The following is a 14,517-nucleotide window of genomic DNA, read 5'->3' on the forward strand; positions in this document are numbered from 1 at the left end:
GATGTCCACGCCCCTTCCCCGCTATGTCGTGTTCGGAGAAGCCCTGACCGACATGGTCCGCCAGGCCGACGGCAGCTGGCTGGGCCTGCCCGGCGGCTCATGCTGGAACGTGGCGCGCGTGGGCGCCCGGCTGGGCATTGCCACCGCCTTTGCGGGAGCCGTCAGCCAGGACCTGTTCGGCGATGACCTGGCCCAAGCCAGCGCTGACGCCGGCCTGGACAGCCGCTTCCTGCAGCGGGTGGCGCGCTCGCCGTTGCTGGCCTTTGTCGCGTCACGCCATCCGCCGCAGTACTTCTTTGTCGGCGACGACAGCGCGGACCTGCATTTCGATCCGGCGCGCCTGCCAGAGGGCTGGCGCCAGGCGGCAGAGGTGATCCACTTCGGCTCCATCAGCCTGGTGCGCCAGCCGCTGGCGGCACGGCTGTGTGAAGAAGCCACGCTGGCCGCAACGGCGGGCAAGCGCATTGCCTTCGACCCCAACTTCCGGGACCTGATGCGCGCACCGGGCTACGCCAACGTCCTCGCACACATGCTGCGGCTGGCCAGCTACGTCAAGATCTCCGACGAAGACCTGGCCGGACTCTTTCCCACGCTCGATATCGACGCGGCACTGGCACAGGTACGCGCCATGGCGCCCGATGCAACCGTCATGCTGACGCGCGGCGCGCATGGCATGACGTTGCTCAAGGGCAGTATTGTCGTCGAGCAGCCCGCGCTCGCAGTTGATGTGGCCGACACCGTCGGCTGTGGCGATGCGGCGATGGGCGGCTGGATGGCCGGCGTGCTGTCCGGCGCGGCGGGCGACCTTGCCGCGCAGGCGCGGCTGGCTGCCGCCGCGGCGGCAATTGCTGCGACCCGGGCCGGCGCGTATCCGCCGCGGCGCGAGGAAGTGGAAGAATTGCTGGCTGCCTGAAGGGCCGGCGACAGGAGCCGCAAGCGATCAGCAACGGAAAAGCCGGAGCCAGCAAGGAAAGCCCTTTGGGAAAGCTCTGAATATGCGCCAGATTTCCAGAAAATAACCTCCTCGTTACATTGTCGGTGGCAAAGTGATGTGCTAACCAGACGGGCCTTGGCCACAGACAAACGTTGTTCGGGCGTCCTATGGACGTACGAAACTATGCAAGCGGTCGGGCTCGCTATACTTATCACACTGTGATAGCATACCTATGCGCGACCGTAGCCTCGACACACTATTGGACCTGGATGGGCTCCGCTTCGTCATGGATGACGAAAGCTTGCATTGGGTGAAAATCGTGGTGCGCACCTGCGCTGTCTCGCAGGAACGCCCTCACGGACTGAGGTATTCGCTGACACTGCATGACAGGATTGGCTGCCGTTTGCTTGGCTTTGACAATGCGCACGGCATCAATGAGGGATCCGGGCCAGGAGTGCGGACGCGCATTGAATACGACCACCAGCACATGGCGGCGGGCGTTCGATTCTACGGCTACCACGATGCTTCCACGTTGCTGGAAGATTTCTGGACAGAGGTCGACAAGATCCTGCAGCAAAAGGAGTGAATGATGAGCGGCAACCTCAAGATTGGCATCGCCTCACTGGACGACTTCAAGGCCCGCACCATGGCGATCGCCCGCGGCAAACTCAAGCCCGGAAAGGATGAGCCCAAGGTCTGGTTTCAATCGCTGGACGTGCTGGCAAAGGTCCTGTCCCCAGCCAATCGCCAATTGCTTGCGCTGATCGCGGAAACGAATCCTGAATCGCTCGAAGAGCTATCGCAAAAAACCGGACGGGCCGTGTCGAACCTGTCGCGGACACTCCGCACGATGGAGGGCTATGGCTTGATTCACTTTGAACAAGGGCCACGCCGCAGGCTTGCTCCGCGCGTTGACTACAGCGGCGTGGAGCTTGAGCTTGCTTTTCACTAGCGTCCGCTGACATGATTGGCTGCATGGCCCGCGCGCTTGCCACTACAGCAGGAACGCCGGCCACAGCAGCTGCCCGGGGTTGAGCGCCGCGAAACTGCTGCTCTTGAGCAGGCGGCAATGTCCGGGCGGCAAATACTCTCAACGACGCGATCACCCCGAGCCATGCGCCACGCGCATGCATTCATGCGGAGATATCGCTACCGTCTGCGCCCCGCCTTCTCCTAACATCAGCTGCACCATCTGCCCGGCCGGCCTGAGACGACACCGGCCCTTGCCCCCGGCAGCTGTCACAGAGGAGGAAACACCCATGCAAAACAGCGCTGCGCCAACGAGCGCGCCCTACACACCGGCTGCGCCAGCGGCGCCCGCCATCCAGCCCAGCCAGCGCCGCCGCGCCATCATCGCGACGGTGATCGGCAATGGCCTGGAATGGTTCGATTTCACCGTCTACAGCTTCTTCGCGGTCATCATCGCGAAGCTGTTCTTTCCCACCGGCGACGACCTCAGCTCGCTGCTGCTGGCCGTGGCCACCTTCGGCGTGGGCTTCTTCATGCGCCCGGTGGGCGGCATCGTGCTGGGCATCTACGCCGACCGCGTGGGCCGCAAGGCGGCACTGTCGCTGACCATCCTGCTGATGGCGCTCGGCACCACGCTGATCGGCATTGCGCCCACATACGACCAGATCGGCCTCTTCGCCCCGCTGCTGATCGTGGTGGCGCGCCTGATGCAGGGCTTCTCCGCCGGCGGCGAGATGGGCGGCGCCACCGCCTTCCTGACCGAGTACGCCCCGGCGCGCCAGCGTGCCTACTACTCCAGCTGGATCCAGGCCAGCATCGGCGTGGCCGTGCTGCTGGGCGCGGCGGTGGGCACCTTCGTCACCAGTTCGCTGAGCACCGAGGCACTCAACAGCTGGGGCTGGCGCCTGCCGTTCCTGCTGGGCATCGTGATCGGCCCGGTGGGCTACTACATCCGCCACCACCTCGATGAAACCCCGACCTTCCGCGACAACGCCGAGCGCGCCGATTCACCGCTCAAGGAAATCGTGCAGGCCTACCCGCGCGAGACCCTGGCCAGCTTCTCGATGGTGATCCTGTGGACGGTGTGCACCTATGTGCTGCTGTTCTACATGCCGACCTACGCGGTCAAGGTGCTGAAGGTGCCGCAGGCCGATGGCTTTATCGCCGGCATGGCGGGCGGCAGTGCCATCATGGTGTTCGCGCCGCTGGTGGGCCTGCTGGCCGACCGCATCGGCCGGCGCGTGCTGCTGAGCGGCTCGGCGCTGCTGATCCTGGTGCTGGCGTGGCCGATGTTCGCGTATATCAACCATGCGCCCGGCCTGGCTTCGCTGCTGGTATTCCAGCTGGTGTTCGGCGTGCTGATCGCCACCTATACCGGCCCGATCCTGGCGGCGTTCTCCGAACTGTTCCCGGCGCGCGTGCTGTCGACCGGCCTGTCGGTGGCCTACAACTTCGCGGTGACGATCTTCGGTGGCTTTGCCTCGTTCATCATCACCTGGCTGATCGCCACCACCGGCAGCAGCATGGCCCCGGCCATCTACGTGATGATCGCCGCCGCCATCAGCCTGGTCGGCACCCGCTTCGTGCGCGAACCTTCCTACCTGCAACAACGCTGACATGTCCCAGAGTCCCCAGATCCTTTTCCACGGCGGCGATGTGCTCGAACCCGCCACGGGCGAGCTCCTGCGCGGCCACGATGTCCTGGTTGAAGGCGAGCGCATTGCCGCGGTCGGCCCGGCCATCGATGCCCCCAACGCACAGCGCATCGACGCGCGCGGCAAGACCGTGATGCCCGGCCTGATCGACTGCCACGTGCATGTGCTGGCCTCGCTGGCCAACCTCGGCCTGAACGCGGTGCAGCCCAACGTGCTGGTGGCGATCCGCGCGCTGCCGATCATGCAGCGCATGCTGGAGCGCGGCTTCACCACCGTGCGCGATGCCGGCGGCGCCGATTGGGGCCTGTCGCAGGCGGTTGCCACCGGGCTGGTGCCGGGGCCGCGCATCTTTGCGTCGGGCAAGGCACTGTCGCAGACCGGCGGCCATGGTGATTTCCGTCCGCGCTCGGATGTGCTGGAGCCCTGTTCGTGTGCCTTCCGCGCCGGTGCCATCGCGCGCGTGGTGGATGGCGTCGATGCCGTGCGCCTAGCCGTGCGCGAAGAAATCCAGAAGGGCGCCAGCCAGATCAAGATCATGGCCTCGGGCGGCGTGGCCTCGCCTACCGACCCGATCGGCAACACCCAGTACAGCGAAGACGAGATCCGCGCGATCGTTGCCGAAGCCGAAGCCGCACAGACCTATGTGATGGCCCACGCCTACACCGGCCGCGCCATCACGCGCGCGGTGCGCTGTGGCGTGCGCACCATCGAGCACGGCAACCTGGTCGACCGCGACAGCGCCGACGAGATGCGCAGGCACGGCGCCTTCGTGGTGCCGACGCTGGTCACCTACGACGCGCTTGCGCGCGACGGCGCCCGCCTGGGCCTGCCGGCCGACTCCGTGGCCAAGATCGAGACCGTGCGCCAGGCCGGCCGCGACTCGCTGCGCATCTATGCCGATGCCGGCGTGCCGATGGGCTATGGCTCGGACCTGCTGGGCGAGATGCACGACCACCAGGCCGAAGAGTTCCGCATCCGCGCCGATCTGCTCGGCAATCTGGAAGCGATCCGCTCGGCCACCTCGATCGCGGCCGCCATCCTGCAGCGCGAAGGCGAGCTTGGCACCGTGCGCGCCGGCGCGCTGGCCGACCTGCTGCTGGTCGACGGCAATCCGCTGGCCGATATCGGCCTGATCGCCGGCCAGGGCGAGCGCCTGAGCGTGGTGATGCAGGCCGGCCGCATCCACCGCCGCGCCGGCTGATCCGGGCGGCGCGCCCCTCCCGCTGGCCTCCATCTGGATGCGCCGGCGGTCTATCATGGCGGCTTCTCTGACCGGAAACCCCATGCGCATTTCCCCGCTCCCGCCCCTGCCCAACCTGGTCGCGTTTGAAGCCGCGATGCGCCACGGCAGCTTCACCCGCGCCGCGGCCGAACTGCACCTGACCCAAAGCGCGATCAGCCGCCAGGTGGCCCAGCTGGAAGACTTTCTCGGGCGCAAGCTCTTTATCCGCGAACCGCGCGCGCTGCGCCTGACCGTCAGTGGCCAGCGCTATGCCGAGGTGGTGCAGCGCCTGCTGGTGGGCTGCGCCGAAGCGACCGAAGACGTGATGAAGGTGCGCAGCCATACCGCCCTGACGGTGGCGTGCTCCAGCGGCGTGGCGGTGCTGTGGCTGACGCCGCGGCTGGCCTCGTTCCGCGAGGCGCACCCCGAGATCCAGCTGCGCCTGACCGTCAACGACAGCCTGGCGTCGCTGTCGCCGGCGGAGTTCGATATCGGCATGTACTACCTGCGCGAGGGCCCGCCGCCGGGACTGGCAGCACGACGGCTGTATGGCGAGGAAGTGTTCCCGGTGTGCGCGCCGGGCTACCTGAACGGCCGCACGCTGGCCCCGGCCGCGCTGGCCAATGAAACGCTGCTGATGCTCGACGACGGCCAGCGCCAGTGGATGTCCTGGCAGACCTGGCTGGCCAACCAGGGCCTGCCCGACGCCACGCTGCGCAACGTGCTCACCTCCAACCAGTACCCGATCCTGCTGCAGCTGGCCATGGAAGGCCATGGCATCGTACTGGGCTGGCGCCATATGATCGACGCCTGCCTGCGCGAAGGCCTGCTGGTGCGCGCCAGCGAGGCCAGCGCCAGCCTGGGCGGCGGCTACTACGCGGTGTGGCCGCGCGACCGGATGGAACCGGCCGCGGCGCGCGCGTTCCGCAGCTGGCTGGTGCGGCAGGCGACGCCTGCACCAGCCTGATCGCTCAGGAACCCGCCTTGTAGTTCGTATCCTTGACGATCTTCGCCCACCTTGCCGCATCCTCGGCAATGGTCGCGGCAAACTGCTCCGGCGTGCCGCCCACCACCTCATAGTCGATCGCTGCCAGGCGCTGCTTGATCTCGGGCTGCGCCAGGATGCGGTTCACCTCCTGGTTCAGCCGCGTGACGATTTCCTTGGGCGTGCCAGCCGGTGCCAGCAGCCCCGCCCAGGAATTGAAGGCCATGCCGTCATAGCCGGCCTCATGCATGGTCGGCACGTCCGGCAGCGCGGGCGAGCGCTTGGACGCGAACACCGCCAGCGGACGCAGCTTGCCGGCCTTGATCATCGCCATGCCGTTGAACGGGTCGATGGTCATGTCGACCTCGCCTGCCACCACTGCCTGCATCTGCGGCCCGGTGCCGCGGTAAGACACGCTGACGACGTCCGGCGTGCCCGCCGCGGACTTGAAGGTGGCGCCGATCAGCTCGATCATGCTGCTGCCGGCCGACAGGCTCAGCGGCTTGGTCTTGGACTTGGCCAGCGCCACGAACTCCTGCACGGTCTTGGCCGGCACCGACGGATGGACCACCATCACGAAGCCGATATTGCTGATCTGCGAGATCGGCGCAAAGCTCTTCAGCGGCTCATAGCCCGCCTTGTACAGCACCGGGCTGAGGGTCTGCGCGCCGGCGCTGTTCAGCAGCAGGGTGTAGCCGTCCGGCGCCGCGCGCGCCACGATGTCCGTGCCGATGATGCCGTTGGCTCCGGGACGGTTTTCCACCACCACCGACTGCTTGAGCGCTTCGCCCAGCTTCTGCGAAATCAGCCGCGCCACCACGTCTGTGGCCCCGCCTGGCGCAAACGGCACCACCATGCGGATCGGCTTGCTGGGATAGGTGTCACTCCAGGCCAACGCGGGCATCGCGCCCAGCATGGCGGCGCACAGCATCAGGCGGCGGCGCAAGTTCGGTTTCATCGGGTTGTCTCCTGGACGGCGGTTGTCGGAAGCCGGCACCGGCATGGCCAGCCATGGCTGCACCTGCATTTATTCATAGTTGTGAATTGGATTTTACCCACATAAATTACCCCGTCAACCGAGGGTATGTGCGGACAGGCGGCCGACCGTGACACTGACGGTACCGACCCCGCCGGAAGTGCAGGCGAAGGACGCGGCCAACACGGTCTGCACCTGAGCCGCTGGGTTCAATCATGCAAGAAGGGACGCCAAGGCGTCCCTTCTTGCTACTGCTTCCGAACCTCCGATTGGGGCGGAAGATGGTCACGTACCGGCCCTTGCGGGCAGGGAAATCGGCCGATATCCGGATGCTCGAAGGCGCGTCACAGCATTGATCGCTACCACGGAATCGGCTGGCGATCGCGGAAGAAGCCGCCGGTGGGACCATCGTCGGGCAGCGTTGCCAGCCAGATCACAGTGTCGATGCACTGCTCCGGCGAGCGCGGCGCATCGGGGCCGCCCAGATCGGTGCGACACCAGCCCGGGCACACGGAGTTGACCTTGGCGCCGTGATCGGCCATCTCGGCGGCCAGGATGCGCGTGACGGCATTCAGCGCCGTTTTCGAGATCCGGTAAGCCGGCACGCCGCGGCCCATCTCCGCCAATTGCCCCATGCCCGAAGCCAGGTTGACCACCCGGGCGGCGCGGCTGGCGCGCAGCAGCGGTGCCAGCGCCTGGGTGGTCCGCAGCACGCCGAACAGATTGGTTTCCAGGGTGCGGCGCAGGGTCTCGAGCGGCAGTTCGAGCAGGCTGGTGTGATAGTGGTCGAGCGAAACACCAGCGTTGTTGATCAGCACGTCCACGCGTCCGAAGCGTTCGCTCAGCCAGTTGGCCAGTGCGGCCGCCGAGCCTTCTTCCGTGACGTCAAGGCGGTGGCATGCGATCGGATGCCCCGCGAGCCGGAGCTCTGCCTCAAGCCCAGCGAGGTCCGCCGGCGTGCGCGCCGTGGCGACGACCAGATGGCCTTCAACAGTGGCCAGACGGCGCGTGGCTGCGCGGCCCAGGCCGCGGCTCGCGCCGGTGATGACGGTAATGGGTTGGTTGGCCATGCCTGAGGTCCTCCTCGCTGGCGCAGATAACCCATCTATACACCGTCGATTACGACTTTTGTTAGGCGGATATCCGTGCCGGAACAAATCAGGACCGAATTGGTTCTAATTTAAGAAATACTGGTGGCGACGATGCTCAGACTTAGCAAGCTGACTGACTATGGCACGGTGATCATGACGCACCTGGCGCGCAACCCGGGCCGGATCTACAGTGCGGCCGAGGTCGCCGCCGCGATCGGTGTGGCGGTTCCGACGGCAAGCAAGATTCTGAAGATGCTGGCAAGGCACCACTTGCTGGAGTCTCTGCGCGGTGCCAATGGCGGCTACCTGCTGGCGCGACCGCCGGGACAGATTTCGATCGCACAGGTGATTGACGCCATGGAAGGCCCGGCCGGCATGACCGAGTGCAGTGTCGCTGCCGGCCTGTGTGCGCAGGAAGGCCTGTGCGCCATCCGCGCCAACTGGCAATCGATCAATCAAGTCATCTTTAGCGCACTGAATGGCGTGACGCTGGCGGATATGGCGCAACCGGTGTTGCACCCGGTGGATATCGGCGCCTTGCGCGCCCGACGCGCAAACGGGCCGCAAGCTGACATTTTGTGATTCAGGTGACAGTGGCAAGCGAAGGCAAACCATGGCAACCCCGGCACGCAAGCTCGATGAACTGATCAGCCACGGCTATAAGCATGGCTTCTACACCGCCGTTGAGACGGACACGGTGCCGTGCGGGCTGGATGAGGACGTGATCCGCATGATCTCGGCCATCAAGGGCGAGCCGGAGTTCATGCTGGAGTGGCGTCTCAAGGCCTTCCGCCACTGGCTCACGATGTCCGAGCCGCACTGGGCGACGGTGACGCACCCGCCCATCGACTACCAGGCAATCGCCTACTATGCCGCGCCGCGCTCCCAGAAGGCCGGACCGAAGACGCTGGCCGAGGTCGATCCGGAGTTGCTGCGCACCTACGAAAAGCTGGGCGTGCCGCTGCACGAGCGCGAGCTGCTGGCCGGCGTGGCCGTGGACGCGGTATTCGACAGCGTCTCGGTGGCCACCACCTTCAAGCAGAAACTGGGCGAACTCGGCATCATCTTCTGCTCGTTTTCCGAGGCGGTGCGGGAGCATCCGGCGCTGGTGCAGCAGTATCTCGGCTCGGTCGTGCCCTATACCGACAACTTCTTCGCCTCGCTCAACTCCGCCGTGTTCAGCGACGGCTCGTTCTGCTATATCCCGCCCGGGGTACGCTGCCCGATGGAGCTGTCGACCTACTTCCGCATCAATGCCAGCAACACCGGCCAGTTCGAGCGCACCCTGATCATCGCCGACCAGGGCGCTTACGTCAGCTACCTGGAAGGCTGCACCGCGCCGATGCGCGACGAGAACCAGCTGCATGCCGCGGTGGTGGAGCTGATCGCGCTGGAAGACGCACAGATCAAGTACGCGACCGTGCAGAACTGGTATCCGGGCGACAAGGACGGCAAGGGCGGCATCTACAACTTCGTCACCAAGCGCGGTGACTGCCGCGGCGCGCGCTCGAAGATCTCGTGGACCCAGGTGGAGACCGGCTCCGCCATCACCTGGAAGTATCCGAGCGTGATCCTGCAGGGCGACGACTCGGTCGGCGAGTTCTATTCAGTCGCGCTGACCAACCACTACCAGCAGGCCGACACCGGGACCAAGATGACGCACCTCGGCAGGAACACCAGGAGCACCATCCTTTCCAAGGGCATCTCGGCCGGCCACGGCCAGAATGCTTATCGCGGGCTGGTGAAGATGGCCAGGAGCGCGGTCGGCGCACGCAACTACTCGCAGTGCGATTCGCTGCTGCTGGGCGACAAATGCGCCGCCCATACCTTCCCTTATATCGAGGTGAAGAACGCCACCGGCCAGGTCGAGCACGAGGCCTCCACCTCGCGCATCGGCGAGGACCAGTTGTTCTACTGCCAGAGCCGCGGCGTCAGCGCGGAGGATGCAGTCTCGATGATCGTGAACGGCTTTTGCAAGGAAGTATTCAAGGAGCTGCCGATGGAATTCGCGGTGGAAGCCCAGAAGCTGCTGGGCGTGAGCCTGGAAGGCAGTATCGGATGAAAGAAGCCAGCCATGCTTGAGATTCGCAAGCTGCACGTCAGCGTAGACGACAAGCCCATCCTGCACGGCATCGACCTCAGCGTGAAGGCCGGCGAGGTGCACGCCATCATGGGCCCGAACGGTTCGGGCAAGAGCACCCTGGCCCACGTACTGGCCGGGCGCGACCGCTTTACCGTGACAGAGGGCGAAGTCCTCTATGACGGCACCAGCCTGCTTGGCATGCCGCCGGAAGAGCGCGCCCGCGCGGGCATCTTCCTCGCCTTCCAGTATCCGGTGGAAATCCCCGGCGTCTCCAATATCTACCTGCTCAAGGCGGGGCTCAACGCGATCCGCAAGCACCGTGGCGAGCCGGAGCTGGACGCCATGGATTTCCTCGCCCTGGTCAAGGACAAACTCCAGCTCATGGAGATGGACCAGGACCTGCTTTACCGATCGGTGAACGAGGGCTTCTCCGGCGGGGAGAAGAAGCGCAACGAGATCCTGCAGATGGCAGTGCTGGAGCCGCGGCTCGCCATTCTCGACGAGACCGACTCCGGCCTCGACATCGATGCACTCAAGATCGTCGCCAGGGGCATCGAGGCCATGCGCAGCCCGCAACGCGCGATTGTGCTGGTCACGCACTACCAGCGCCTGCTCGACTACATCGTGCCGGACCAGGTCCACGTGCTTGCGCAAGGCCGCATCGCCAGGTCCGGCGGGCCGGAGCTGGCGCGCGAACTGGAGCGGCACGGCTATGCCGCGATGGAGTCTTCGACATGAGCGCAAGCGGACTGGAGCACTATCTCGCCGAGTTCGCCCGCGTCGAGGCCGCACTGCCCGGCCGCCGTCTGGGCTGGCTTGCGCACGCGCGGCGGCAGGCGCTGGATCATTTCGCCCAGGCCGGGTTCCCCACGCTGCGCCACGAGGACTGGAAATACACCAGCGTGGCCGCACTCGAGCGAAGCCGCTTTGCCGTGGCACTGCCGCAGGCCGGCGACAGCCCGGACCCCGCGGTGGCAGCCCAGATCGAGGCGCTTGCCCTGGCCGGCGCGCAGCTGATGGTGTTCGTCAATGGCACGCACCAGCCGCAATGGTCGCGCATCGGCACCCTGCCTGCGGGCATCGAGCTGGCCAGCCTCGCCGCGACGCTGGAGCGCGCGCCGGACTGCCTGGAAGCGCTGCTGTTGTGTCGCACAAGCGACTACCCGTCCGGCTTCGCCGCCTTGAACATGGCGTTCATGACCGACGGTGCCTATATCCGCGTGGCGGCCGGCACCGTCCCGGAACAACCGATCCACTTGCTGTTCCTTGCCACCGCTGCCGAACTGGCAACCCATGCGCGCAACCTCGTGGTGGCGCAAGCCGGCAGCCAGGTCTGCATCGTGGAGCACCACGCCGGCCTGGATGGCCTGGCCTATTGCACCAATACCATCACTGACATCGTTGCCGAGCGTGATGCGCAGGTCGAACATCACAAGCTGCAGCAGGAGAGCCTCAAGGCCTTCCATATCGCCGGCGTGAACCTGGACCAGCGGCAGGGTAGCCGCTGCGCCTCCAGTTCCTTTGCCCTGGGCGGCGCCCTGGCGCGGGTCGACATCAATGTCGGGCTGAATGCCGAGCATACCGAGTGTTCGCTGGACGGGCTGTATATGACCGCCGGGCGGCAGCATGTCGACCACCACACCCGCGTCGACCACGCCAGCCCGCACAGCAAGAGCCGCGAGTTGTACAAGGGCGTACTGGCGGGCGCCTCGCGCGCCGTCTTCAACGGCAAGGTGGTAGTGCATGCCGATGCCCAGCACAGCGATGCGCACCAGTCCAACCGCAATCTGCTGCTGTCCGACCAGGCCGAGGTCGACACCAAGCCGCAACTGGAGATCTATGCCGACGACGTCAAATGCGGCCACGGCGCCACCGTCGGCCAGCTCGACGCCGAGCAGATCTACTACCTGCGCTCGCGCGGGATGGACGATGCCGCGGCGCGTGCGCTGCTGACCTTTGCCTTCGCCGAAGAGGTCGTCAGGCGGCTCGGCCCTGCCCCATTGCGCACGCGGCTGGAAACGCTCTTGCGCGGCAAGCTGCCGGAGCCTGTGAAGGAGCTGCCATGAACACGGCTGCGCATGAACGGATGGCCGTGGAGCACGCGGTGCCGGCCGCCAGCCTGGAGGTGGAGCGGCTGCGGAAGGATTTCCCGATCCTGCGCCAGACCATCAACGGCAGGCCGCTGGTCTATCTGGACAACGCCGCCACCACCCAGAAGCCGCAAAGCGTGATCGATTGCGAAGCGCATTACTACGCCGCGCTCAACGCCAATATCCACCGCGGCGTGCATACCCTGAGCCAGCGCGCCACCGATGCCTACGAGGCCGCGCGCGACGCAGTGCGAGACCTGATCAACGCCGCCGGGCGCGAGGAAATCGTGTTCGTGCGCGGCACCACCGAGGCCATCAACCTGGTGGCGGCAAGCTTCGGCCAGCGCCTGCGCCCGGGCGACGAGGTCCTGATCAGCGCGATGGAGCACCACTCCAATATCGTGCCGTGGCAACTGGCGTGCCAGCGCACCGGCGCCTTGCTGCAGGTGGCGCCGATCAACGATGCCGGCGAGCTGATGCTGGAGCAGTTCGCGCGATTGCTCGGCCCGCGCACCAGACTGGTCGCGCTGACGCACCTCTCCAACGCGCTTGGCACCGTCAACCCGGTGCGGCACATCATCGAGCTGGCGCATGACCATGGCATCCCGGTGCTGATCGATGGCGCCCAGGCCGTGCCGCACCTAAAGGTCGACGTGCAGGCCCTCGATTGCGATTTCTACGCGTTCTCCGGGCACAAGCTTTACGGGCCCACCGGCGTCGGCGTGCTCTACGGCAAGGCCGCGCTGCTCGATGCCATGCCGCCTTACCAGGGCGGCGGGGACATGATTCGCGAGGTCACGTTCCGCAAGACCACATACAACGAGCTGCCCTACAAGTTCGAGGCGGGCACCCCCAATATCGCCGGCGTCATCGCCCTTGGCGCCGCCATCGGGTACGTGCGCGCGCTCGGCCTGGAAGCCATCGCCGCCCACGAGCACGCGCTGCTCGCTTACGCCAGCGCGCAGGCAGCAAGGATCGCCGGCCTGCGCATGATCGGCACGGCTGCCGACAGGGCGAGCATCCTCTCGTTCACGCTGGACGGCATCCATCCCCACGATGTCGGCACCATCCTCGATCAGCACGGCGTCGCGGTCCGTGCCGGCCACCATTGCGCCATGCCGGTGATGGAGCGCTTCGGCGTGCCCGCCACGGTGCGCGCTTCCTTCGCGCTGTACAACACGCGTGAAGAGGTGGATGCACTGTTTGCTGCCGTGCGCGCGGCACAGGAGGTATTCGCCTGATGTCTGACCTGCGCAGCCTCTACCAGGAAGTGGTTGTCGACCACAGCCGCTCGCCGCGCAATTTCGGGCGGCTGGCGGCAGCGAACCGCAGCGCCGAGGGCTTCAACCCGCTGTGCGGCGACCGGCTGACGCTGTACCTGAGAATCCGCGACGCGGTGATCGAAGACGCCAGCTTCGAGGGCTCGGGCTGCGCCATCTCCACTGCCTCTGCGTCGCTGATGACGGAAGCGCTCAAAGGCAAGACCGAGGCGCAGGCGCGGGCCTTGTTCTGCGGCTTCCACGCGCTGGTCACCGGAAAGCCGGGGCAGTCCGAAGTGCCGATGGGAAAGCTGGAAGTCCTGGCCGGCGTGCGCGAGTTCCCGGCGCGCGTGAAGTGCGCCACCCTGGCCTGGCATACCATGCAAGCCGCTTTGGAGAACAGCGCCAGGCCGGTCTCAACGGAGTAGAACCCCATGAGCATGATCGATTGGCTGCACAAGGCCAGGGAACACGAAGACAGGTTCGAGGCTGAGCCGGACAGCCTCGAGGGGCGGGTGATAGCGGCCTTGCGCACGGTGTACGACCCCGAGATCCCGGTCAATATCTACGACCTTGGCCTGATCTACCAGCTATCGGTGGACGAAGCCAGCGGCAAGGTCGGGATCCGCATGACGCTGACCGCGCCGGGCTGCCCGGTGGCGCAGACCTTCCCCGGCGTGGTGGAGAGCGCGGTGATGGAAGCCAGCGGGGTGGACGCGGTCGAGGTAGAACTGGTGTGGGACCCGCCCTGGTCGAGAGAACGGATGAGCGAGGCGGCACGCCTGGAACTGGGGCTGCTCTGAGATGAGCGAGTGGATCGATGTCGCCCGAGCCGAGGACTTCGCGCCCGGCACTTGCCGCAGCGTCGATATCGATGGCGTCCAGGTCGCGGTATTCAATGTGGATGGCAATTACTACGCCATCGAGGACCTCTGCTCGCATGAGGCCGAGCCGCTCTGCGGCGGCGACGTGGAAGGCCAGGAAGTCGTCTGCCCGCGCCACGGCTCGCACTTTTCCCTGCTGACGGGCGAGGCGCTGTCCCCGCCCGCCTACGAGCCGGTGGCGACGTTCCCGGTCCGGGTGGCGGACGGCAAGGTGCAGGTCAGGGACGAGCGCGGGGAATAAGCGTACAACCCCGATCAGTCACTTGGCCGGGGGCGGGTCTGGACGCACTGTCGCCAGGCTGCGCCGCCTTGCCATCCCCGCCGATCCCATCTCTAATAGTCTTGAGTACCGTCCAGGCAACCAACGAC

The 14,517-nt window shown here is 66.2% G+C and carries 16 protein-coding genes; 14 read left to right on the forward strand and 2 right to left on the reverse strand.

Going from position 1 to position 14,517, the window contains the following annotated elements; genetic code table 11:
- The first annotated feature begins 1 nt into the window (after position 1).
- The 6 genes from I6H87_RS26365 to I6H87_RS26390 all read left to right on the forward strand — a co-directional run bounded on the left by I6H87_RS26365 (position 2) and on the right by I6H87_RS26390 (position 5,747).
- Positions 2-913 (forward strand): carbohydrate kinase family protein, encoded by a 912-nt coding sequence (locus I6H87_RS26365; RefSeq protein ID WP_010814488.1) that lies wholly within the window; start codon positions 2-4, stop codon positions 911-913.
- 253 nt (positions 914-1,166) lie between these two features.
- The gene (locus tag I6H87_RS26370) at positions 1,167-1,520 is read left to right on the forward strand and encodes a toxin-antitoxin system TumE family protein (protein WP_041688113.1); all 354 of its coding nucleotides are present in this window, start codon (positions 1,167-1,169) and stop codon (positions 1,518-1,520) included.
- Complete coding sequence (locus tag I6H87_RS26375) at positions 1,521-1,886, forward strand: HVO_A0114 family putative DNA-binding protein (RefSeq protein WP_010814490.1); 366 nt, start codon at positions 1,521-1,523, stop codon at positions 1,884-1,886.
- A 307-nt stretch (positions 1,887-2,193) separates the two neighbouring features.
- Positions 2,194-3,519, forward strand: coding sequence for an MFS transporter (locus tag I6H87_RS26380; protein ID WP_010814491.1), 1,326 nt, complete (start codon positions 2,194-2,196; stop codon positions 3,517-3,519).
- Between the two features lies 1 nt (position 3,520).
- Entirely contained in the window at positions 3,521-4,759 is a 1,239-nt protein-coding gene (locus I6H87_RS26385; protein ID WP_011617278.1) for a metal-dependent hydrolase family protein, read from the forward strand.
- 82 nt (positions 4,760-4,841) lie between these two features.
- The gene (locus I6H87_RS26390) at positions 4,842-5,747 is read left to right on the forward strand and encodes a LysR substrate-binding domain-containing protein (RefSeq protein WP_010814493.1); all 906 of its coding nucleotides are present in this window, start codon (positions 4,842-4,844) and stop codon (positions 5,745-5,747) included.
- Between the two features lie 4 nt (positions 5,748-5,751).
- Here I6H87_RS26390 and I6H87_RS26395 read toward each other — a convergent pair whose 3' ends face one another.
- Together I6H87_RS26395 and I6H87_RS26400 are read right to left on the reverse strand one after the other, a co-directional pair.
- Positions 5,752-6,723, reverse strand: a complete 972-nt coding sequence (locus I6H87_RS26395; RefSeq protein ID WP_010814494.1) for a Bug family tripartite tricarboxylate transporter substrate binding protein — start codon at positions 6,721-6,723, stop codon at positions 5,752-5,754.
- 377 nt (positions 6,724-7,100) lie between these two features.
- Positions 7,101-7,811 carry an SDR family oxidoreductase gene (locus I6H87_RS26400; protein WP_011617280.1) on the reverse strand — a complete coding sequence of 237 codons (711 nt, stop codon included), beginning with the start codon at positions 7,809-7,811 and terminating at the stop codon, positions 7,101-7,103.
- A gap of 132 nt (positions 7,812-7,943) precedes the next feature.
- On the opposite strand from I6H87_RS26400, the gene I6H87_RS26405 reads away from it, so the two are divergent.
- The 8 genes from I6H87_RS26405 to I6H87_RS26440 are packed head-to-tail and all read left to right on the forward strand — an operon-like array spanning position 7,944 to position 14,389.
- Positions 7,944-8,414, forward strand: coding sequence for an SUF system Fe-S cluster assembly regulator (locus tag I6H87_RS26405; protein ID WP_011617281.1), 471 nt, complete (start codon positions 7,944-7,946; stop codon positions 8,412-8,414).
- A 31-nt stretch (positions 8,415-8,445) separates the two neighbouring features.
- Complete coding sequence (gene sufB / locus I6H87_RS26410; RefSeq protein WP_010814497.1) at positions 8,446-9,894, forward strand: Fe-S cluster assembly protein SufB; 1,449 nt, start codon at positions 8,446-8,448, stop codon at positions 9,892-9,894.
- 12 nt (positions 9,895-9,906) lie between these two features.
- Positions 9,907-10,653: a Fe-S cluster assembly ATPase SufC gene (gene sufC / locus I6H87_RS26415; protein ID WP_010814498.1), complete on the forward strand. Its 747-nt coding sequence runs from the start codon at positions 9,907-9,909 to the stop codon at positions 10,651-10,653.
- A complete protein-coding gene (gene sufD, locus I6H87_RS26420; protein WP_011617282.1) occupies positions 10,650-11,981 on the forward strand; it encodes a Fe-S cluster assembly protein SufD in 1,332 nt (443 codons plus the stop codon). Before sufC ends, sufD begins: the two co-directional genes overlap by 4 nt.
- Positions 11,978-13,246, forward strand: coding sequence for a cysteine desulfurase (locus tag I6H87_RS26425; RefSeq protein WP_010814500.1), 1,269 nt, complete (start codon positions 11,978-11,980; stop codon positions 13,244-13,246). Before sufD ends, I6H87_RS26425 begins: the two co-directional genes overlap by 4 nt.
- A complete protein-coding gene (sufU, locus tag I6H87_RS26430; RefSeq protein WP_011617283.1) occupies positions 13,246-13,692 on the forward strand; it encodes a Fe-S cluster assembly sulfur transfer protein SufU in 447 nt (148 codons plus the stop codon). Before I6H87_RS26425 ends, sufU begins: the two co-directional genes overlap by 1 nt.
- 6 nt (positions 13,693-13,698) lie before the next feature.
- Positions 13,699-14,067: an SUF system Fe-S cluster assembly protein gene (locus I6H87_RS26435; RefSeq protein WP_010814502.1), complete on the forward strand. Its 369-nt coding sequence runs from the start codon at positions 13,699-13,701 to the stop codon at positions 14,065-14,067.
- Position 14,068: 1 nt separating this feature from the next.
- Positions 14,069-14,389 (forward strand): Rieske (2Fe-2S) protein, encoded by a 321-nt coding sequence (locus I6H87_RS26440; RefSeq protein ID WP_010814503.1) that lies wholly within the window; start codon positions 14,069-14,071, stop codon positions 14,387-14,389.
- Positions 14,390-14,517 lie beyond the last annotated feature (128 nt).

This window comes from Cupriavidus necator, from assembly GCF_016127575.1.
Classification (GTDB): Bacteria; Pseudomonadota; Gammaproteobacteria; order Burkholderiales; family Burkholderiaceae; genus Cupriavidus; species Cupriavidus necator_D.